This window comes from Winogradskyella wichelsiae, assembly GCF_013403925.1.
GTDB lineage: Bacteria > Bacteroidota > Bacteroidia > Flavobacteriales > Flavobacteriaceae > Winogradskyella > Winogradskyella wichelsiae.
Genome location: NZ_JABFDJ010000002.1, coordinates 216,306 through 239,396, shown reverse-complemented (window position 1 = coordinate 239,396; position 23,091 = coordinate 216,306). Strand labels below are relative to the sequence as shown.

Here is a 23,091-nt window from a genome sequence, read left to right as displayed (position 1 = left end):
TTAATAATTAAAAAAACAAAATAATGGATTTCTCGAAACTCAAAGTATTGTATATTAATTGCACGTTAAAAAAATCACCAGCTGTAAGCCACACAGAAAAGCTTATGCAAGTGTCACAGAACATTCTAAAAAAGGAAAAAGTTTCGTTTGAAACTATCCGATTTATAGATCGTGATGTTGCTGTTGGTGTTTATCCAGATATGACAGAGCATGGATGGGATAAAGATGAATGGCCAAGTATTTATAAAAAAGTAAGTGAGGCAGATGTTTTAATAGTGGGAACCCCAATCTGGCTAGGTGAAAAATCTTCAGAGGCTCAAAAGTTAATAGAACGTTTGTATGCAATGAGTGGAGAAACCAACGAAAAGGGCCAATATGTTTTTTACGGTAAAGTTGGTGGATGTATGGTAACAGGTAATGAAGATGGGGTAAAACATTGTGCAATGGGTATATTGTATGCTTTACAACATGTTGGCTATTCTATTCCGCCGCAGGCCGATTCTGGATGGATTGGTGAAGTTGGTCCTGGGCCTAGTTATGGTGATACAAAATGGAAGGATAAATCCATTAATCCACCTGTAGGTTTTGATTCGGAATTTACAAATAGAAACACGACCTTTATGACTTACAATCTATTACACTTGGCAAAATTATTAAAGGAAAACAAAGGTTACAGTAATTATGGTAACTCTCGAGAAGCTTGGGATAGTGGGACGCATTGGTCTTTCGAAAATCCTGAATACAGATAGAAATTACGTGTGCATAAATAGGGTAATATAAAAGTCCTTATTAGGTATTAAAAAACAACAAAGATGAAAGCAATTTGGAATAATAAAGTCATAGCAGAAAGTAATAAAACGATAGTTATTGAAAAAAACCACTATTTTCCTCACGAGAGTATCAATAAAGAATTTTTCAAAACGAGTGAAATACACTCCGTATGCCCTTGGAAAGGAACTGCTTCTTATTACACTATAGAAGTGGATGGAAAACAAAATAAAGATGCAGCTTGGTTTTATCCAGAAGTATCAGAATTGGCAAAAGGGATTAAAAATCATGTGGCTTTTTGGCGCGGTGTGCAAATTGAAGATTAAAATTAGGTAATGAAAAGTACGAAGCTTAAAATACAAAATAGAAAAGGTCTAACTCTAAATGCTAATTTAGAATTACCAGCCAATCAGAAACCAAATTACTACGCCATTTTTGCACATTGTTTTACTTGTAGTAGCAGTTTAAAAGCTGTTAGAAATGTGAGTAGAGCATTAACGCAAAATGGATTCGCGGTTCTGCGTTTCGATTTTACAGGACTAGGAAGAAGTGAAGGCGAATTTGCCGATAGTCATTTCTCTGCAAATGTAGAGGACTTGTTAGACGTACATAGTTATATGTCTCAACATTATCAAGCACCAAGTTTACTTGTTGGTCATTCTCTTGGAGGTGCAGCAGTATTGGTAGCGGCTTCAGAAATAGAAGCTGTAAAAGCAGTTGCCACCGTTGGAGCACCAGCTACAGTAGATCATGTAAAACATTTATTTTCTCATCAGGTTGAAGAATCGGAAGAAAAGGGAGATGTTAAAGTTAATATTGGAGGACGCCCTTTTGTTATTAATCAAGACTTTGTTGAAGAGTTTGATAAAACAGATTTACCAGCACTTGTAAAAACACTGCGTAAACCTTTGTTAATAATGCATTCGCCTTTTGATAAAACAGTAGGTATAGCAAATGCAGAGCAGTTATATAAAAATGCACATCACCCTAAAAGCTTTGTCTCATTAGATAATGCAGATCATTTATTAACTAAAGAAGAGGATAGTCAGTATGTTGGTGAAATTATAGGGACTTGGGCAAAACGATATTTCCCTAAGGTGGAAAATGTAATGCTCGATACCGAAGGAGATCAATTAGTTGGGCATCTTAATATTGTAGAAGATAATTTTACCACTTCTATTCAAACTAAAAATCATACGCTAATTGCAGACGAACCAGCAAGTGTTGGTGGTAAGGATTTTGGACCTTCACCATACGAATACCTAAATGCTGCATTAGCTGCATGTACGGTGATGACTTTAAAAATGTATGCCGAACGAAAAAAGTGGGATTTAAAAGAGGTTTATGTTTACATATCGCACTCTAGAAAACATAGTGACGACTTAAATCTTGTTTTAGAAAAGCCTAAGTACTTAGATCATATTAGTAAAAAGCTAAAATTTATAGGAGATATAAGTGAAGAACAATCCCAACGATTAAAAGAAATAGCATCGCGTTGTCCAGTACATAAAACGATTGCTAGCGAAGTTATTTTTGAAACAGAAATCCTATAAATTATACACGTGCAAGCTATAACCACCAACACCATAACATCTGAACGATTTCTAGAAATAAGACAACAAACGGAACAAATTTGTAGTTCGCTTGAGCCCGAAGATGTTTCTATTCAACCAGCCGATTTTGTGTCGCCACCAAAATGGCACTTAGCACATACCACCTGGTTTTTTGAACAATTTATACTGTCTGATTTTTGTTCAGATTACAAGATTTTTCATGAAGATTATGCCTATTATTTTAATAGTTATTACAATAATGTAGGAAAACGTGTTTTGAGAGCAGAACGAGGTTTAATGACTAGACCTACATTACAATCGGTTTTAGAATATAGAGCTTATGTAAATGAGCACTTAGCACAATTTATAGCGAAAGGAATATCAGAAGAAATTTCAAATATTATTGAAATTGGCCTTCAGCACGAGCAACAACACCAAGAATTATTAATTTATGATATTAAATATATTTTTGGTAATCAACCTTCATTTCCAAAATTAGATTACACAATTCAATTACAGGTAGAAACACAAACACAAACATTTATTCCAATCAAAGAAGGCGTTTATGAAATTGGACATAATAACGATGGCTTTTGTTTTGATAACGAGTTAGGAAGGCATAAAGTGTATCTTCATGAGTATCAAATTTCCAACCGATTGGTTACTAATGCAGAATATATTCAATTTATAGAAGCAGGTGGTTATAACGATTTTAATCTTTGGCATGCGGAAGGCTGGGATTTTGTTCAAAATAATAAACTCAAAGCACCCTTGTATTGGCATTATGTAGAAGAGAAATGGATGCAATATACACTTAATGGTTTTGTAGAAGTTGATGGTAATTTACCGGTAAGTCACGTTACATTTTATGAAGCTTTTGCTTATGCACAATGGAAAGGTATGCGTTTGCCTACGGAATTTGAATGGGAAGTGGCTTCCGTTCAATTTAAATATGGTCAGCTTTGGGAATGGACCAATAGTGCTTATTTACCGTATCCTAATTACACCAAAGTAGATGGTGCTTTAGGAGAGTATAACGGTAAATTTATGGTGAATCAAATGGTTTTGCGTGGCGCCTCAGTAGCAACATCTAAAAATCATAGCCGAGCTACTTATCGTAACTTTTTTCAAGCAAACTTACGCTGGCAGTTTTCAGGAATCAGACTTGCCAAATAACCACAATCATTATACAAAGAACTTTAGATCCGTTTTAAACTTTAAACTTTTTTATGACTAATACATTTGCACAAGATATCCTTGAAGGCTTAACCGCTAAGGAAAAACATTTACCTTCAAAATATTTTTATGACGATAATGGTAGTCGCATATTTCAAGATATAATGAATATGCCAGAATATTATCTCACTAACGCTGAATTTGAGATTTTATCCATGCAATGTCAGCAAATTACAGAGGCTTTACAGTTTTCTACACCGTTTAATATTTTAGAATTAGGAGCAGGAGATGGCTTAAAAACCTTCAAGCTTTTAGAATATTTAGTAGCTAATAATATCGATTTTAATTATTTGCCTATTGATATTTCTAAAGAGGCCATGGATATATTAGAAAAGCGCTTAAAAGAACGTTTGCCAGGTATTAGTATTAAGCCACAGGTAGGTGATTATTTTGAGATTTTAAAAGAAAATAAACAAAGTGAACATCCTAGTCTATTATTGTTTTTAGGCGGTAATATTGGAAATTATCTTGAAGATAAAGCTAAAGAATTGGTTCAGCTTTTTAATAAAAACATGAAAAAGGGAGATAAGCTTTTAATTGGTTTCGATTTAAAGAAAAATCCGATCACTATTCATGATGCTTACTTCGATAAACATGGAATAACCAAAAGATTTAATCTTAATTTACTAATAAGAATCAATAGAGAATTAGATGCCGATTTTAAAATTGATGATTTCGATTTTTATGCACATTACAATCCTTTAACAGGCGATGTAAAAAGTTATATTGTTAGCCTTAGAGAACAAACGGTGCAGCTCAAAGCTATAAATAAAACGATTACCTTTGGTTACAATGAGTTAATATGGACAGAGCTATCAAAAAAATATGCACTCAATGAAATTGAAAAATTAGCAGGTGCTACTAATTTTGATGTCAAATCTAATTTCTTAGATTGTAAACATTACTTTACAGATAGTCTTTGGGAGAAAGTATAAAGACTAAAATTCATTGTATAACAGTCAAGTTCTTCAATAAAAATAGCATTATTTTGTGATTTACTTTAAAATATGAGAAAACAATACACACTACTTGTTATACTTTTTACTTTGTTTTTTAATGCTTGTGCTACATACGAAGCGCAGTATAAAGAAGAAAAATTAAAAGTAAATAAATCACCAGAAAAGGACGTTGATAGACGATTTTACTTAATAGGTGATGCTGGTTTAGTGGATAATGGTGGCATGTCTAGTGCCTTGTCTGCCTTCAAAAATTATATTTCAACAAAGGAAACAAAAGACGATGTTGCTCTTTTTCTAGGTGATAATATTTATCCTGTAGGTCTGCCAGATAAAGATGATTCAGATAGAGCAGAGGCAGAACAGGCTTTAGATGTACAAATTAATGCGGTAAAAGATTTTGAAGGAGAGGTCTTATTTATTCCTGGAAATCATGATTGGTATTCAAACGGACTAAAAGGGCTAAAACGTCAAGAGAAATATATTGAAGATGCCTTAGGTAAAAATACGTTTCAACCAGAAAATGGTTGCCCAATTGAGGATATTGATATAGGAGATAATATAAAGCTTATTGTGGTAGATACACAGTGGTATTTAGAAAATTGGAATAACAATCCTACTATAAATGATAAGTGTGAAATAAAGACCAGAGATCGTTTTTTTGAAGAATTAGAAGGCGAAATTAAAAAAGCTCAAAATAAAACAACCATTATAGCCATGCACCATCCAATGTATACCAATGGAGTTCATGGTGGTTATTATGGTGCAAAAAAACACCTTTATCCAACGCAAGGTAATGTGCCATTGCCAATTTTAGCAACTCTTATTACACAAGTAAGGACGCAAGGTGGTGTTTCAATTCAAGATCGTTATAACGAACGTTACAACGAGTTAATGAAACGTATTGAAACGCTGACGTTCGATAAAGAAAATATTGTATTTGTTTCTGGTCACGAGCATACACTTCAATATCTCGAAAATGAAAATATAAAACAAATTGTATCAGGGTCGGGGTCTAAAGACGGTGCAGCAGCTTTAGGGACAAAAGGGTTATTTAGTTACGGTGGGCAAGGTTTTGCAGAACTTGTGGTTTATAAAGACGGCAGTTCTTGGGTTAAGTTTTTTAGTGTAGAAAATGACAATCCAAAACTTGTTTTTGAACATGAAATAATAGGTGTTAAAGAACCTTACGATGTTTCTAATTTACCCGATACATTTCCAAATGAAATTAGTGTTTCTGTTTATGATGAAGAAGAGACGGATAGAACAGGTTTTTTTAAATCCGTTTGGGGGGATCATTACAGAGAAGTCTACAGTACTAAAATAAAAGCGAAAGTAGCCACATTAGATACTCTATACGGTGGCTTAGAGATTGTGCGTAAAGGTGGTGGGCACCAAACAAGGTCTTTACGTCTAAAGACTAAAGATGGTAGAGAATTAAATATGCGAGCATTAAAGAAAAGTGCCACGCAATACTTGCAGACGGTTCTATTTAAAGAGAATTACATTCAAGATGATTTTGAACGCACACAAGTAGAAGGTTTAGTTTTAGATTTCTATACAGCAGCACACCCTTATGCTTTTACTGTGGTGCCAGATTTATCAGATGCAGCAGAGGTCTACCATACCAATCCAAGACTTTTCTTTATACCTAAGCATAAATATTTAGGTGATTTTAATGAAGAATATGGGGATGAGCTCTATATGATTGAAGAGCGACCTGAAGAAAATTATACAGATGAACGTAATTTTGGTTATGCAGATGATATTGAAAGTACGCATGATATTATTGAAAAAGTAAGAGAGGATGAAGAATATAAAATTGATGAGAACGCATTTATAAGAGCACGTTTATTTGATATGTTAATTGGTGATTGGGATAGGCATCAAGATCAGTGGCGTTGGGCACAATTCGATCAGCCAAATGGAGACAAATTATACAGACCAATCCCTAGAGACCGAGATCAGGTGTTTTCTAATTTTGATGGAGCCTTATTAGATGTCGCTCGTGTGGTTGCAGGTGCAGCTAACCAACTTCAGATTTATGATGATAAATTAGAGAATATAAAATGGATGAATAACGCTGGTATAAAACTAGATCGTACTTTAATCCAACAATCAGGAAAAGAAGAATGGTTAGAGCATGCTAAATTTCTTCAAGAGCATATTACGGATGAGGTGATAGAAAAAGCATTTTCTAAAGTTCCTAAAGAAGTTCAAGATAAAACCTTAGAAGATATTAAGAGAAATTTAAAAGGACGTCGCAAAAATCTTGTAGATATTGCTACTAGATATTACGAATATTTAAATGAATTAGTCATTTTAACAGGAACAGATAAGGATGATTATATTGAGGTGATTCGTCAAGGAGATAAAGAAACTCGTGTTATTATATCTAGAATTAAAGGCGGTGAAAAAGCCGATGTTATTGTAGATAAGGTACTGAATAAAGATGTAACAAAAGAGCTATGGATTTACGGATTAGATGATAAAGATATTTTTGAAGTTACAGGAAATGGAAGTCATAAGATCTTTACACGGCTAATTGGCGGTCAAGAAAACGATACATATAAAATCAAATCGGGGAGTAAAATAAAGATTTACGATCACGAAAGTAAAAAGAATATAATTGAAGAAAAGGGCGGAGCTGCTGTAAGATTAACAGATATTTATAATCTTAATTTATTCGATTTTAACAAAAACATTCTGAATCAGCGTGTTACAACCCCAGCTATAGGTTATAATCCAGATGATGGTATTTCTCTTGGTATATCTCATGTAATTACTAAAAACGGTTTTCAACGCAATCCATTTTCTAGTCAACATAGATTTAATGGAGGTTATTTCTTTGCAACGGATGGGTTTTCTTTAACCTACGATGGTGAGTTTTCTAATATCTTTGGTAATTGGAATTTACAAGTTGGAGGGCAATTTACTTCAGAAAATTACACTAATAATTTCTTTGGTTATGGAAACGAAACTGTAAATCTTGAAGATGATTTAGATCGCGATTATAACCGTGTAAAAACCAGTATTATTCAGGCCTATGCAGGGATTTCTAAAAAAGGTGATTTTGGTAGTGATTATGGAGTAAAAGCAATATTTGAAGGCATAGAATTAGAAGCCACAGATAATCGATTTATTACAGATTTTATACCAGATGCTACATCAGAATTTTATGAAAGACAATATTTTGGTGGTTTAGAGGGGCAATTCAATTATAAGAGTTTTGATTCTGAAATAAATCCAACACGAGGAATGAAATTCATGATCAATGCAGGGGCTAAGACCGAATTAGAGGATACTAATAATACTTATGGCTATATTAATGCAAATCTAGGTTTTTACAATGCACTATCTGAAGACAGAAAACTGGTTTTAAAAACAGACGTAAAAAGTCAATTTAGAATTGGTGATGATATGCTTTTTTATCAAGCCGCTAATATTGGTGGAGATACAGGTTTACGTGGTTACAGAACAGAACGATTTACAGGTAAAAAATCTTTTGTTAGTAGTGCGGATTTAAGATATAGCTTCGACTCGTTTAGAACAAGTGTAATGCCATTACAAATTGGTGTTTTTGGAGGCTTTGATGTTGGTAGAGTTTGGTTAAAAAATGATGTTTCAGATAAATGGCATAATGACTACGGTGGTGGTTTTTGGGTTACTGCAGCAGAATCTCTTTCAGGAACTTTTAATTTATTTACTGGAGAAGATGGTCTTAGATTTTCATTTGGCTTAGGGCTTAGTTTTTAAAAACATAATTTGAAAAACTACATTTATAAAATATGGGATACGTTGGAAAAGTTAGAAAGTAATATTGCTTTCTATCCTTCAATAATTAGCCTATTTGGGGTGTTATTTGCTTTTTTTATGATCTATTTAGAGAGCATAGGGATTTCTAAATATTTAGTAGAGCATGCGCCAATTTTGGTTGTTAATAATACCGAGACTGCTAGAAGTTTATTAACCACATTTATTGCTGGGCTTATATCAATAATGGTTTTTAGTTTTTCTTTGGTAATGATTTTACTCAACCAAGCTTCAAGTAATTTTTCGCCTAGAGTATTGCCAGGATTAATTTCTAATCGTAGACATCAAGTGATACTTGGTATTTATAATTCTTCTTTACTATACTGTATTTTTACTTTAGTTTCAATTGCACCAGAGGGAGATAAATACCAACTACCAGGGTTCTCTGTGCTGTTGGCTATTATTTTCATGACCTTTAGTTTAGGAGCTTTTATTTATTTTATTCATTCTATTTCTCAAGAAATTCAAGTGAATACAATTATGGATAAAATATTTAAAAAATCGAAGCAACGTTTAGAAGGGTTAATTGAAAATGAAAAGTACATTGATGTAGAATTTGAAGATTCCTCAGACTGGAAGAGTATTATCGCTAACACAACAGGTTACATGCAAGATGTAAACATGAAGACTTTGGCGACACTAGCAGAAGAACATCATTTAAAAATTGATATTGTGCCTGTAAAAGGAATGTATATTCTTAAAGGTATACCTGTTCTAAAATACAAAGGTGAAGTCGCTGAGGAAAAAGAAGATCACATAGATCTTGAAAAAAAGTTGATAGAAGCTGTTACATTTTCTAACAGTGAGCTTATTGAAGATAATTATATTTTGGCTTTTAAGCAGATTACTGAGATTGCATTAAAAGCAATGTCGCCAGGAGTTAATGATCCAGGTACATGCATCAATGCAATTGATTATTTAACGGAATTGTTTGCGTTAAGGATGACTAAAAAAGATAAAAGTTACTATTTTAATGAAGATGATAAAGCAATTATTTCTATTAAAACTGTAGATTTTGAGGAATTACTTTATAATGTAATGGCTGCCATGAGGACTTATTGTAAACATGATATTATAATTGTTCAAAAATTATTTATCATGTTTCAATATTTGTTGCAGCAAAATGATGTTTTAAAAGAAAATTACAAAGAAATTATTATAAAAGAAGTCGTAAATCTCAGAAATGATGCTTTAAATAATCATCAGAATGATAGAGATATTGAGGTGATTAAATCCTATATTGCAAAACTTAAAACCGTAATTCCTTCAGAATACTCCTTAGAGATTTAACAGGTGAAATTAGTAGCTGATAGACTGAATTACTCAATTTCTTAAATAAATTTATGTCTATTATCAAAGATGTCATTATTATAGGTGGAGGTGCTGCTGGTTTTTTTGCAGCGATTAATATTGCCGAACAAAACCCAGAATTATCAGTTGCTTTATTAGAGCGTGGTAAAGAAGGTTTGCAAAAAGTAAAGATTTCTGGAGGAGGGCGTTGTAATGTAACACATGCTGAGTTTATTCCTTCAGAATTGGTGCACAACTATCCAAGAGGCGAAAAAGAACTCTTAGGACCCTTCCATAAGTTTATGACAGGTGATACAATTGCTTGGTTTGAAGAACGTGGTGTAGAACTTAAAATTGAAGAAGATGGACGTATGTTTCCTGCATCAAATTCATCTCAAACTATAATCGATTGTTTTCTATATGAAGCTAAAAAGCATAACGTAGAGATTTTATATAATCACTCGGTTAAATCTATGGATGCTTTAGAAAGTGGATTTAAAATAGAAACATCTCAAGGCGATTTTCAGTCTCATAAAGTAATGATCGCTACGGGTAGTAATCCTAAAATTTGGAAACTTATTGAAGGTTTAGGGCATACTATTATTAATCCCGTTCCATCACTTTTTACTTTCGATATAAAAGATAAACGCATTAAAGATATTCCTGGCGTTGTTGCTAAAAATGCAAACATTAAAGTTGTTGGCACGGATCTAGAATCACAGGGGCCAATACTTGTAACCCATGTTGGTATGAGTGCGCCTGCCATTTTAAAACTTTCTGCTTTTGGAGCTGTAGAATTGGCGAAAATGGATTATGATTTTAAGATTGAAATCAATTTTATTAATCTAGATTTTGAATCTTGTTTAGACGAACTAAAAGTTTTTAAACAAGAATTTGCAAAGAAGACTGTAATTAATCTATCGCATTTCGATTTACCAAAACGGTTATGGAAACAATTAGTTTTAGCTTCAGATATTGAAGATAATAAACGTTGGGCAGATCTTAATAAGCAACAATTAGAAGCATTAGCTAACCAATTAACAAGTGCTGTTTTTCAGGTCACAGGAAAAAGTACTTTTAAAGATGAATTTGTTACAGCTGGCGGAGTTGATTTAAAGGAAGTAAATTTTAAAACTTTTGAGAGCAAAAGAATTCCTAATCTCTATTTTGCTGGTGAAGTCATTAATGTAGATGCGGTAACGGGTGGTTTTAACTTTCAGAATGCTTGGACAAGTGCTTACATTGCATCGACATCGATAATTTTACAGTAGTTGTCGTTATCGCCACTGTACGACATAATAACAGCTTTAAAATCTTCAAAAATGTAAGGCTTAGTAATGATGTGATTAATACCTGCTTCTTCAGCTTTTTGTAAAATTTCATTAGAATTTAAAGCCGTTAGTGCCAGAATAGGAGTTCCAGAATTAAATATTCTAATGTGTCTAGTAACTTCGTAGCCATCCATATCTGGCATGTTTATATCCATTAAGATGATGTCAAAATCTTTATTTTTTATGACAGCTATAGCTTCTTTGCCATTAGATACTGTTTCGCAACTGTAACCTTCAATTTTCTCTATATTTTTCTTGGTAATTAAAAGATTAATTTTATTGTCATCAACAACCAATACGCGCATCTCTCTATGCGGTAATATAGATATTATTTTTTGAGTTTCATCAGAGATATTGACAAGCTTAAATGTAATTTCAAAGAAAAAACAAGTGCCTTCATTAAGAACAGATGTGAAGTCTATTTGCGAATTATGACTTTCGAGTAATGTTTTTACAATATGAAGACCTAATCCAGAGCCACTACTATTTTTATTTAAAAACGCCTTATTTTCAAAGGCACTGAATACAATAGACCTGTGCTCTTCCCTTATTCCAATACCTGTATCCTTTACTTCAAAACGTAAGGTGATATTGTTTGCGTCTCGCTTTTTTTCAAAAACATTAATACCAATATGGCCTTTTTTTGTATAGCGAATAGCATTGTATGCTAAGTTTATTAATATTTGACTAAAGGCTACTTTATCTATTAAAATGTGTTCTTGTTCGTCAGATTTATCAATATGAATTTTAAGATCTAAACCTTTATTCTTTGCAGCAACGGCAACGGTACTTACTACATGATTGACAATAGTATTTATTTTCCCCGGTTTTAAACGGAGGCTTTGTTTGTCAAATTTTAAGCGATTAGCTTGTAGGATATTATCAATTAAAATAGATAAATAGTTACTTGAGGATATAAGTGAGTCTAAGTAAGATTGTTTCTTTTTATCATCCTTTTCTTGGTCAATAAGTGTCGCTAAACCATTAATGCCATAAATTGGTGTACGTAATTCATGACTTAAAATAGAGAAAAACTCTAGCCTATCTTTGTCAATTTTTGCAAATTTTAAATTAGAAGCTGTTAATGCTTTATTCATTTTTTCAATATTCTTTTTAACTTTAAAGTAGAAAAAGAAACTAACCAATGTAATAATAAATAAGATGCTAACTATGATTGTACTTCGTAGAAAAATTTTAGAATTATTAATATCTTTTTTCTGAATCTCATTAGCTAAATTTAGTTGTTGTTCAGCATTAATTATCTTAGAAATTAACTCGCCATTTCGGGCCTCTTTTTTTTCATTGAGTCTTAATGCAGTGTATTTGTAGTTGTCAGACTTTAAAAGATACTTATTTGCTGAGTCTAAATTTTTATTAGCATAAGTGAAATATGAATATTTATAATAATTTAGTGTAGCAACTTTTCTATAAGTACTCATATCTGTTTTTAAAACAGACATTAAATCCTTATCATTTATTGATAATAGAGCCGTATAATCTTCAGAAGTAACGTTGTCCACTTTTACTCTAGCAATACTGTTGTAGTATTTATAAGATAAAGTTAAAGCTTGCTTTAAATTTTCGGTACGATAATCTTTTGAGTTGTTTAGAGTACTGAAATCTGTATTATTGATAATTTCTAATCCTTTTGTAGAAGTTTCTAAAAGACTATTGTTTTTTAAATTGTAATAGTTCCTTTTAATTAAATTCTCAAAATTTATAAAATAAATTTCACTATTCAAAGATTTTGATAATGCTTGAGCTATAGGGTATATACTATCAAATTTCTTATAGTTTTTTTCGTGAACATAAGTATTTACTAATCCTGCTAGAGCAAGATCTTTTCCTTTTTTATTATGCAGTGAATCAAATATTTGATATGCTTTTTCATGATAACTTTCCGCTTTTTTAAAATTAGAAGTTTTAACTAGAACTGTCCCTAAAGCGTTGTAGGCCTTGGCTTCAGTTAATTTGAAATTATTTTTTTTCGAGAAATCTATAGCTTCATTAACGAGTATAGTAGCTTTGTAGAGGCTGTCTTTAGAAACTAACCGATCTAGTGTATAACTATCAAAAGAATAAAATGCACTTTTATTATCTGTTAGATTCTTTTTTTGCGCATTTACATTTAAAGCTGTAAAAAAAAAGGAAACAAATAAAATAATAATAGCATTGGATCTGGGGAAACACATGTAATTCAACTATTAAGAGTGTAAAACTAAACTTTTACGAAGCTTTTGCAACATTTAATCGATTTTATTTGTATTTTAAAGATATTAATTAGTTAATTGATAATGTTTTTAAATAATTAAAAGCCATGAAGTGCCTATAATATTGGTGGTATTGTGTCTTTTTGTTGTGTAAATATATTTTAGTAGATTTTTGTAAAATGAATATTATTCACAATAAGTTTTATTAATAAGCAATAGCTAATACTTTAACATGATGTAATATGCGAAATTATATAGCACTTTTAAGAGGGATTAATGTTGGTGGACATAGAAAAGTTTCAATGCAAGAGCTTAGAACTTTATTATCTAAATCTGGATTAGAAAATGTGCAAACTTACATTCAAAGTGGTAATATTTTATTTCAATCGCATATAGATGATAAAACAGCTTTAGAAAATAAGATTCAAAATTTAATATTAACTCATTTTGGTTTTGAAGTTCCTGTTTTGGTGCTTTTAGGAAGTGAATTAGAAATTATATTTAATAATTGCCCTTTTAGTGATGATAAAAAAGAGAGTAGTTATTTTGTTATTTTGAGTAATATTCCAAATGAAAATTTGATAAAAACAACTTCAGAAAAAACATATCCAGATGATGTTTATAAGATTTTAAATAACTGTATTTATTTGTTCTGTTCTAAAGGTTATGGTAAATCTAAATTCAATTTAAGTTACTTCGAAAAAAATCTAGATGTCAATGCTACAGCCAGAAACTATAAAACAATGGTAAAACTCTTATCTTTGTCCAATATTTAATATGTAATGACAGCACAAGACTTTATTCTAAAATCATACCACACTAATTTTGAAACAGGTTCAGTCAAATGGGCTTCACCAAGTAATATTGCTTTGGTAAAATACTGGGGGAAAAAGAAAGATCAAATTCCAGAAAACCCATCTATAAGTTTTACTCTTTCTAATTGTAAAACTATAACGGAAGTTACTTATACTAAAAAGGAAGACAAAGAATTTAGTTTTGATGTATATTTTGAAGGTGAAAAAAATGAAGCTTTCAAACCAAAAATTCAAACATTTTTTGAGCGTATAGAAACTTATATGCCATTTTTAAGAGATTATCATTTTAAAATAGATACTTCAAATACATTTCCTCACAGTTCTGGTATTGCTTCATCTGCATCTGGTATGAGTGCAATTGCTTTGTGTTTAATGAGTATTGAAGATAAGTTGAATACAGTCGAAAGGTCTTCCGATATTAATTATTTTAATCAAAAAGCATCTTTTTTAGCAAGATTAGGGTCTGGGAGTGCATGCAGAAGTATTGAAGGAGAACTTGTTGTTTGGGGAGAGAATGAAAGTATAGCCGATAGTTCAGATTTATTTGGTGTAAAATTTGAAGGTGATGTACATTCTAACTTCAAGAATTACCAAGACACTATTTTGTTAGTTGATAAAGGAGAAAAGCAGGTGAGTAGTACAGTTGGTCATCAGTTAATGTACGGACATCCATTTGCTCAAGAACGTTTTAAGCAAGCACATGATAATTTAGCGAATTTAAAAACAATTTTAGCTTCGGGTAATTTAAATGAATTTGTAAAAATTGTAGAAAGTGAAGCCTTAACGCTTCATGCTATGATGATGACAAGTATGCCTTATTTTATATTAATGAAACCAAATACATTAGAAATTATTAATAAAATTTGGGCTTTTAGAGCAAAGACAGATTCTAAAGTTTGTTTTACGCTAGATGCAGGTGCAAATGTACATGTTTTATATCCTGAAAGTGAAACCGAAATTGTTCTTGAATTTATTAAAAATGAATTGGTTAGCTATTGTCAAAATGAACATTATATTTGCGATCAAATTGGTTTGGGTGCGAACCAAATCTAATTTTAATACGTATATTTGTTAAAGTAATTGCTTTTAATTTATGAAGGGACCATTATTTTATTCTAAAATTCTTTTATTTGGAGAGTACGGAATCATTCGTGATTCTAAAGGCTTATCTATTCCATATAATTTTTATAATGGTGCGCTAAAGCTTAGCGATAACCAAACTAAAGAAGCTTTAGATTCTAATGCTAGTTTAAAACGGTTTGCAACGTATTTAGAAAGCTTAGATAAGAATTTGGTGATTTTTAATACCAATCAATTGCACAGTGATCTTAATGACGGAATGTATTTTGATTCTTCAATTCCACAAGGTTACGGAGTAGGAAGTAGTGGTGCTTTAGTTGCTGCAATCTATGATAAATATGCAAGTGATAAAATTACAGTTTTAGAAAATTTAACACGTGAAAAACTCTTAAAGTTAAAAGCCATTTTTTCTGATATGGAATCATTTTTTCATGGTAAATCTTCAGGATTAGATCCTTTAAATAGTTATTTAAGTCTTCCTATTTTAATCAATTCAAAAGATAATATTGAAGCTACAGGTATTCCTTCACAGAAAGCAGAAGGAAAAGGGGCTGTATTTTTAATTGATAGTGGTATTGTTGGCGAAACTGCACCAATGGTAAGTATTTTTATGGAAAGCATGAAAAATGAAGGTTTCCGTAGCATGCTTAAAGATCAATTTATAAAGCATACAGATGCTTGTGTAGATGATTTTTTAAAGGGTGATATGAAATCGTTATTTAAAAATACGAAGCAATTATCTAAAGTTGTTTTAAATAACTTTAAACCTATGATTCCTGCTCAATTTCATGACTTATGGAAAAAAGGCTTAGATACTAATGACTACTATTTAAAACTTTGTGGTTCTGGTGGTGGAGGTTATATCTTAGGGTTCACTGAAAATATAGATAAAGCTAGAGAAGCACTTAAAGGTCAGAAATTAGAAGTTGTTTACAATTTCTAGACTTAGTACTCCGTTATTCAAGTATGCTTTAAGTAATGGGTTTTACTAAAGTAGATTGAAGTTTTATTTCTAATTTTTCTTAATCAAATTATGTTAACTAGAAGGCGGAAACACATTCTATTAAAATTTTTCAGTCTCTTTTCTGTTGTTAGAGGTTACAATGTTTTAGTTGTCGTTATAGCTCAGTATTTAGCATCGGTTTATATTTTTGCACATAATAAACCTGTAAAATCAGTGCTTTTAGATATTAATTTATTAATGCTGGTTCTAGCGTCTTCTGCAACAATTGCTTCGGGTTATATTATTAATAATTTCTACGATTCTGAAAAAGATCTAATAAACAAACCTCGAAAAACAATGCTTGACCGTTTGGTTAGTCAAAACACAAAACTGTCTTTTTATTTTGTATTGAATTTTGTTGCTGTTGTTTTTGCTAGTTACGTATCATTTAAAGCTGTTGTTTTCTTCTCAATATACATTTTTGCAATCTGGTTTTATTCTCATCGTCTTAAAAAGCGACCTTTAGTTGGTAACTTGGTGTCGGCAATACTTACTGTAACACCCTTTTTTGCAATTTTTATTTATTATCAGAATTTTGAACATGTTGTTTTTGCTCATGGTATATTTCTATTCTTATTAATCTCAATGAGAGAGCTCACTAAGGATTTAGAAAATATAAAAGGGGATTTAGCTTTAAATTACAGAACGATTCCTGTAGTTTACGGTGAAAAAATGTCTAAGTTAATGCTGACTATTGTTGCTGTTTTAACTATTATTTCGGCAGTAATACTGATACTTTTTTTTAAAATTGGACACATGTATTATTTCTTTTATCTCAGTATTGTATTATTACTGGTTTATCTTATTATACTATTAAAATCAAATACGAAAACCCATTATTTAATACTCCATAATACTCTGAAATTTATAATTGTTAGTGGTGTTTTTTCAATTTTACTAATTGATGTTTCCATAGTGTTAAATAGAATTTAGAGTGCTCACTTACTATTTTTAGAGTATTGTAAGTCAAAGGGATTAAACAACTTTAATAATTAAGTGCAAGATGTAAACTATTGTTTATCTTTGCGAAAAATTTAGAACATGAGCAGAAATCAAGATAGCAAAGGGAAAGGAAAAGGAAAAACTTCAGGAAGAGGAAATGCTAATAGTAAAACCGATAGTTTAGCTAGAGGTAATGCTCCCGTAAAAAAGAAAACAGCAGCAAGTAAGCCATCTAATCCCGATGAGATGCGTTTAAATAAATATATAGCGAATTCTGGTATCTGCTCGCGTCGCGAAGCTGATGAAAATATAGCTATTGGTTTAGTGACGGTTAATGGTAAGGTTGTTACCGAAATGGGGCACAAAGTAAAACGTACTGATGAGGTGCGTTATGATGGTCAACGTATTACTCCAGAGCCTAGTGTTTATGTCTTATTAAACAAACCAAAAGGATTTGCAACAACAACCGCAGAAGGTAAAGGTAAAACCGTTATGGATTTAGTTGCTAATGCTACTAATGCTAGTATAAAGCCTATTGGCCGTTTAGGTAGAAACTCTGTAGGATTGTTGTTATTTACTAACGATGATAAAGTAGTACAAAAATTCACTAATTCTAAAAATGGTGTAGCTCGTCTATTTCAAGTAGAGTTAGATAAGAATTTGAAATACGAAGATTTAAAAAAGATACAAGAAGGGTTTAAAGTTGAAGGTAAACTTGTTTCTGTAGAAGAAATCAGCTACATACAAGGGGAATCTAAAAATCAAGTAGGTATTAAAATTAAAAATACAGGAAACACTATTTTACGTACCATATTTGATGAACTTAGTTATGATATCGTTAGAATTGATTGTGTTGCTATTGGTCATTTAACAAAAAAAGATATTCCTCGTGGTCACTGGAAACACCTGACAGAGCAAGAAGTGAATACTTTAAAAATGATTTAAAAACTAGTGCAAGATGATACAGTGATTGTATATTAACTGTACTATAGCTTGATAAATAGTTTAAGATTTAACCTTTGATTGTAGGATATAGTTAATATTATAGGCTCCATCAGAGGTTTTTGTTTTTTATGCTTCGCACGAACACACAAAACCTTATTAACTTAATTGAGGGTGTAATACGGTGCTTATGTATAAAGATTAAATTTTGGTAATTTTTTTCAGAATTTAAAAAGTTTAGTATTCCATATATTGGATCCTTTTTTTTATATCGTTGTTTTTTTCGTTTTAATAGTAAAAAACCCATAGTTTGATTTTTATCAAACTATGGGTTTTAAATAAATAATTTAGATATGTTAGAATAAGCTAACTGCTAATTGTATTCTAGCTATTTTTTGTGAAGGATTCCACATCGTTGTAGCAGATACAGGGAAAGTTAAATCTGAAAATTTTAAAACTTTCGTAGCTGTTAGGCCTACGTTTACAAAATCAAAATTTTGTTCACCATCACCATATAAGTGCGTGTCCCCGTTTAAAGAAAATGCAGCACCTGCAAAAGCGCTCAAGTTAACTTTAGACTCTGTAATTATTGGATAAGATGCTTCTACATAAGTAGAGTATCTTTGTTCTCTGTCTCCATTTTCATTAATTTGAGAGTCAGCACTACCATATAAGAGCACATCAGCTTCTAACCTTAAAGGAAAATCTCCCTGAAAAGCATAAGAAGTACGTAGGTCTATTAAGTGAGTCGTTGTGTTCTCATCGTAATTCCAAACATCTGGATTCTCTACGCTTCTGGTGTTAAATAAATCCCACAGTGCAATAGAGAAACCATTGTCAGCATACTGAACATAATAATTTATCTCTTTATATGATGTTCCGTCACTGTCATTAGAGAAGGCCATTCCGCCCCAAAAACCAGTAGTAAAACTTCCGGATTCATTCAGATTCAATTTTGAGAAAACAGCAGCCATTGGCTTATCTGTAATTACTAAACCTCTCCATAAGTGGTTTGTTTTTATATCTAAATGAAAGTCAATAGGACTGTCTTTTAGCTCTGTATCTTGAGCATGGCCTATTTGCACAGCCATTAGTGCTACGAATATTATGAATATTTTTTTCATTGTTTTTGTTATAAGAGAAATATATTAGTTTATAGCCATGTATAAAAACGATGCGATTAAAGCACCTATAATAGGGCCTACTATAGGGATCCATGAATAACCCCAATCACTCGAACCTTTTACAGGTAAGATAGTGTGCATAATTCTTGGTCCTAAATCCCTTGCAGGATTAATAGCATAACCAGTTGTACCACCTAAAGCTAAACCAATTACCCAAACAAGAAAAGCAACGGGTATTGCTCCAATTGATCCTAGTCCTATAGCTGCTTCAGTACTTCCTGAAACTCCTAAATTGATAGTTGGTCCTGCGATGTAAAAAATCACGAATATTAAAACAAATGTTCCAATAATCTCACTAGTTAAGTTAGAGACCGTGTTTCTTATTGCTGGTCCTGTGCTAAAACAAGCCAATTTTGCTCCTTCATCATCTGTTATTTTAAAGTGGTCTTTGTAAACCAACCACACAAAAAATGAACCTAACATAGCTCCAATTAATTCTCCAGCAAGATATTCAGGGACTACAGCCCAAGAGATACCGCCAGTAGTAGCTAAAGCTACAGTTACTGCTGGGTTTAAGTGAGCTCCACTATATGGGCCAGCAATGATAACACCGAGAAAGACACCTAATGCCCAACTTGTGGTAATTTCAATCCAGCCAGAGCCGTGACCTTTTGTGCCTTTTAATATGGCATTTGCTACGACACCATTACCACATATAATGAGGATCATGGTGCCTAATATTTCTGCTAATAATATTGACATGGTTTTTGAGTTTATAGTTGTTGTTTAGAGTTTGTTTATTCTTCGATCCAGTTTTGGGCACACTTAACTGCTTTATGCCAGTAATGCAGCATGTTGTCCACTTTTTCTTGGGGAGCTTTAGGATAAAACTCTTTGTCAACTTCCCATTGAGATTGAATGTCGTCTATACTTTCCCAATAGCCAACTGCTAAACCTGCTAAATATGCAGCACCCATAACTGTTGTTTCTAGGGTTTTAGGTCTAATAATTTTAAACCCAAATAAATCAGATTGAATTTGCATTAGTAAATCACTTGCTGCTGCACCACCATCAACTCTAAGTTCAATACTTTTCTTTCCAGCATCAGCTTCCATAGCTCTAACGATATCGTAAACTTGAAAAGCAATACCTTCTAAAGTTGCACGCGCAATGTGTGCGTCAGTAGTTCCTCGAGTAATTCCTAACATAGCCCCACGTGCATATTGATCCCAGTATGGTGCGCCTAAACCTGTAAGAGCAGGTACAAAGTATACACCTCCATTATCTTCTGCCATTTCAGCTAAATGATTTATACCAGGAGCAGTTCTTACCATTCTAGCACCATCACGTAACCATTGTATTGCAGCACCACCAACAAAAACACTACCCTCTAAAGCGTAAGTCGTTTTTCCGTTTATTTTCCAGGCTACAGTAGTTAGTAAGTTGTTTTTAGAGTAAACAGCTTCCTCACCTGTGTTCATTAATAAGAAACACCCTGTGCCGTAAGTGTTTTTAACCATTCCTGGTTTAGTACACATTTGTCCAAATAATGCAGCTTGTTGATCACCGGCAATACCTGCGATTGGAATTTTTGTAGAGAATAAAGTTGTTGCTGTCGTTCCGTAAACCTCACTACTTTGTTTTACCTCTGGCAGCATAGATTTAGGAATATTAAATAACTCCATTAATTCTTCATCCCACGCCATAGTATGAATGTTAAATAACATTGTTCTACTTGCGTTTGAAACATCTGTAATAAACATTTTTCCTCGAGTAAGCTTCCAAATAAGCCAAGAATCAACAGTACCAAAACATAGTTTTCCGGCTTCAGCTTTTTCTCTTGCTCCTTCTACGTTATCTAAAATCCATTTTAATTTAGTTGCAGAAAAATAGGCGTCAATAACTAAGCCTGTTTTCTTTTTAATCATATCTGTATGACCTGCATCTTTTAACTCGTCACAGTATCTTGCTGTTCTTCTATCTTGCCATACAATTGCGTTGTGAATAGGTTCGCTAGTTTCACGATCCCATACTACTACAGTTTCTCTTTGGTTTGTAATACCTATAGCCGCAATAGATTCTCCATTAATGCCATGTTGTGCAATAACTTCTGCAGCAACAGATATTTGTGAAGACCAAATAGCATTAGGATCATGTTCTACCCATCCTGGTTTTGGAAATATTTGTTCAAATGGTTTTTGTGAAACTTTTACAATCTCTCCGCTGTGGTTAAACAGAATAGCTCGAGACGATGTAGTCCCTTGGTCTAAGGCTAAAATTAGTTTGTCTTTCATTACAGTTAAATTTAGTTATTTGAATTGTTGTTATAAGATATAATTAGAGGTTACTTTTGTATAGTCTTTTACTTGTTGGGCTTGCCAAGCTTCGTCTCTACCAAGCTCTTTTGCCATTATTTTTGCTACTTCAGGTGCCATTTCAATGCTTTCTTTAGCGTTTAATAGTTGACAACGCACTCGTCTTGCAAGGAAATCTTCTACGTTTAAAGCCATTTCGTGTCTTACAGACCAAGCAACTTGTGCTTTTATAACACCCATTGAATCGCTTAACGATGCATCCCAACCATTTTCTTTAGATAATTCTAAAACTTTTTCTTCATCGCTTCCGTAGAAATACAAAGGATCATTATGGTTAATATTTTCTTTATAACCATGTATTTTCAAATGCTTAGTTTTAGTAGGTATGTGTTTCCATTGGTGGTTATGCTCAGCTTTATCTACTAGGTCTTCTCCCATTTTTCTAAAAGTTGTCCATTTACCTCCAACAATAGTTAATAGTCCAGATTCTGCTGTGTAAATCTTGTGACTTCTAGAAATTTCTTTCGTTTTATTTCCTTTGGCTTTTGGTGCGGCTAAAGGTCTTAAGCCAGCAAATACACTCAATACATCACTTCTTTGAGGTGCTTTGGTTAAATAACGACTTGCTGTACTTAAAATAAATCCAATTTCTTCTTCAAGAGCAACTGGTTCTAATGACTCTTTTTCTAAGGGTGTATCTGTTGTTCCTACAATTACTCTATTATGCCAAGGCACTAAGAATAATACACGTCCATCATCTGTTTTTGGTATTGTTATAGCATCATCTCCAGGTAAAAAAGATTTATCTAACATTAAGTGTACACCTTGACTTGGTGCAATGGTTTTTTCTGCTTCAGGATGATCCATTCTTAAGATGTCATCTGCAAAAACACCTGTGGCGTTAACGACTTGCTTTCCTTTTATTTCGAAAGTTGTTCCGTCTACTTCATCTAATGCTTTAACACCTATTACTTTACCATTTACATCTTTGGTTAAACCTTCAACTGCACAATAATTAACGGCTAGTGCTCCCATGTCAACAGAACTCTGAAGAACATTTATTGCCATACGAGAATCATCAAACTGTCCGTCATAATAAACAACTCCAGCAGATATCTTATCTGGGTTTATTAGAGAAATTCGTTTTAGAGTTTTTTCTTTTGAGATACGTTTAGATCTACCTAAACTTAATTTCCCTGCTAATAAATCATAAAATGTTAATCCAACAGTGTAAAGTATTTCATCCCAAAGACCATGTGTTGGTATTATAAAAGACTGAGTTTTAGTTATGTGAGGTGCGTTTTTTAACATCAATCCTCTTTCTATAACAGCTTCTCTCACTAAGCCAATATCACCCTGCGCTAAATATCTTACCCCACCGTGTAATAATTTTGTTGCTTTACTTGATGTGGATTTTGTGAAATCTGATTTCTCAAGTAATGCCACTGAATATCCTCTCGCTGATGCTTCTAGAGCAATACCTATTCCAGTTGCTCCTCCTCCTATAATTACGAAATCATAAGTTGTAGAATCGCTTCTCAACTTATTTATCATTTTTTTTCTATCCATGACTAGCTAGATTAATATGTTGTTATCTTTTTGTTATTTTTCTTTCTGAGTATAAAACTACAACAAAACGAAACTAAAAAAAAGTTTTTTATTGTTATTTTTAGTTTTTACATTTTAAAAAGTTAGATTTTCGTAAAAATTTGA

At 32.3% G+C, this 23,091-nt stretch carries 18 protein-coding genes; 13 read left to right on the top strand and 5 right to left on the bottom strand.

Features of this window, described 5'->3' with window-relative positions; all coding sequences use genetic code 11:
• Positions 1–23: 23 nt before the first annotated feature.
• The 8 genes from HM985_RS04710 to HM985_RS04675 all read left to right on the top strand — a co-directional run bounded on the left by HM985_RS04710 (position 24) and on the right by HM985_RS04675 (position 10,887).
• Positions 24–749, top strand: a complete 726-nt coding sequence (locus HM985_RS04710; RefSeq protein ID WP_173586342.1) for a flavodoxin family protein — start codon at positions 24–26, stop codon at positions 747–749.
• Between the two features lie 63 nt (positions 750–812).
• Positions 813–1,094: a DUF427 domain-containing protein gene (locus HM985_RS04705; RefSeq protein ID WP_173586343.1), complete on the top strand. Its 282-nt coding sequence runs from the start codon at positions 813–815 to the stop codon at positions 1,092–1,094.
• A 9-nt stretch (positions 1,095–1,103) separates the two neighbouring features.
• Positions 1,104–2,321 (top strand): bifunctional alpha/beta hydrolase/OsmC family protein, encoded by a 1,218-nt coding sequence (locus tag HM985_RS04700; RefSeq protein WP_179313475.1) that lies wholly within the window; start codon positions 1,104–1,106, stop codon positions 2,319–2,321.
• 18 nt (positions 2,322–2,339) lie between these two features.
• Positions 2,340–3,497, top strand: coding sequence for an ergothioneine biosynthesis protein EgtB (gene egtB, locus HM985_RS04695; RefSeq protein WP_179313620.1), 1,158 nt, complete (start codon positions 2,340–2,342; stop codon positions 3,495–3,497).
• A gap of 53 nt (positions 3,498–3,550) precedes the next feature.
• Complete coding sequence (locus HM985_RS04690; RefSeq protein WP_179375144.1) at positions 3,551–4,492, top strand: L-histidine N(alpha)-methyltransferase; 942 nt, start codon at positions 3,551–3,553, stop codon at positions 4,490–4,492.
• A gap of 72 nt (positions 4,493–4,564) precedes the next feature.
• Positions 4,565–8,269: a metallophosphoesterase gene (locus HM985_RS04685; RefSeq protein ID WP_179375143.1), complete on the top strand. Its 3,705-nt coding sequence runs from the start codon at positions 4,565–4,567 to the stop codon at positions 8,267–8,269.
• Positions 8,270–8,311: 42 nt separating this feature from the next.
• Positions 8,312–9,616 (top strand): DUF2254 domain-containing protein, encoded by a 1,305-nt coding sequence (locus HM985_RS04680; RefSeq protein ID WP_246284957.1) that lies wholly within the window; start codon positions 8,312–8,314, stop codon positions 9,614–9,616.
• A 53-nt stretch (positions 9,617–9,669) separates the two neighbouring features.
• A complete protein-coding gene (locus tag HM985_RS04675; RefSeq protein WP_179375141.1) occupies positions 9,670–10,887 on the top strand; it encodes a BaiN/RdsA family NAD(P)/FAD-dependent oxidoreductase in 1,218 nt (405 codons plus the stop codon).
• Here the strand turns inward: HM985_RS04675 and HM985_RS04670 are convergent.
• The gene (locus HM985_RS04670; protein WP_179375140.1) at positions 10,854–13,139 is read right to left on the bottom strand and encodes a response regulator; all 2,286 of its coding nucleotides are present in this window, start codon (positions 13,137–13,139) and stop codon (positions 10,854–10,856) included. The genes HM985_RS04675 and HM985_RS04670 overlap by 34 nt on opposite strands.
• 260 nt (positions 13,140–13,399) lie before the next feature.
• Here HM985_RS04670 and HM985_RS04665 point away from each other — a divergent pair, with 260 nt between their 5' ends.
• The 5 genes from HM985_RS04665 (at position 13,400) to HM985_RS04645 (ending at position 17,942) form a co-directional block, all read left to right on the top strand.
• The gene (locus HM985_RS04665) at positions 13,400–13,933 is read left to right on the top strand and encodes a DUF1697 domain-containing protein (RefSeq protein ID WP_179375139.1); all 534 of its coding nucleotides are present in this window, start codon (positions 13,400–13,402) and stop codon (positions 13,931–13,933) included.
• Between the two features lie 6 nt (positions 13,934–13,939).
• Positions 13,940–15,025, top strand: coding sequence for a diphosphomevalonate/mevalonate 3,5-bisphosphate decarboxylase family protein (locus HM985_RS04660; RefSeq protein WP_179375138.1), 1,086 nt, complete (start codon positions 13,940–13,942; stop codon positions 15,023–15,025).
• Between the two features lie 40 nt (positions 15,026–15,065).
• The gene (locus tag HM985_RS04655) at positions 15,066–15,995 is read left to right on the top strand and encodes a mevalonate kinase family protein (protein ID WP_179375137.1); all 930 of its coding nucleotides are present in this window, start codon (positions 15,066–15,068) and stop codon (positions 15,993–15,995) included.
• A gap of 90 nt (positions 15,996–16,085) precedes the next feature.
• Positions 16,086–16,988: a geranylgeranylglycerol-phosphate geranylgeranyltransferase gene (locus HM985_RS04650; protein WP_179375136.1), complete on the top strand. Its 903-nt coding sequence runs from the start codon at positions 16,086–16,088 to the stop codon at positions 16,986–16,988.
• Between the two features lie 108 nt (positions 16,989–17,096).
• Positions 17,097–17,942, top strand: a complete 846-nt coding sequence (locus HM985_RS04645) for a pseudouridine synthase (RefSeq protein WP_179375135.1) — start codon at positions 17,097–17,099, stop codon at positions 17,940–17,942.
• 353 nt (positions 17,943–18,295) lie between these two features.
• On the opposite strand, the gene HM985_RS04640 is transcribed toward HM985_RS04645, so the two are convergent.
• The 4 genes from HM985_RS04640 to HM985_RS04625 are packed head-to-tail and all read right to left on the bottom strand — an operon-like array spanning position 18,296 to position 22,947.
• On the bottom strand, positions 18,296–19,063 hold the full coding sequence (locus HM985_RS04640; protein WP_179375134.1) for a hypothetical protein: 768 nt from the start codon (positions 19,061–19,063) through the stop codon (positions 18,296–18,298).
• 24 nt (positions 19,064–19,087) lie between these two features.
• Complete coding sequence (locus HM985_RS04635; RefSeq protein WP_179375133.1) at positions 19,088–19,825, bottom strand: MIP/aquaporin family protein; 738 nt, start codon at positions 19,823–19,825, stop codon at positions 19,088–19,090.
• A 35-nt stretch (positions 19,826–19,860) separates the two neighbouring features.
• A complete protein-coding gene (gene glpK / locus HM985_RS04630) occupies positions 19,861–21,357 on the bottom strand; it encodes a glycerol kinase GlpK (protein WP_179375132.1) in 1,497 nt (498 codons plus the stop codon).
• Positions 21,358–21,387: 30 nt separating this feature from the next.
• Positions 21,388–22,947 (bottom strand): glycerol-3-phosphate dehydrogenase/oxidase, encoded by a 1,560-nt coding sequence (locus HM985_RS04625; protein WP_179375131.1) that lies wholly within the window; start codon positions 22,945–22,947, stop codon positions 21,388–21,390.
• Positions 22,948–23,091 lie beyond the last annotated feature (144 nt).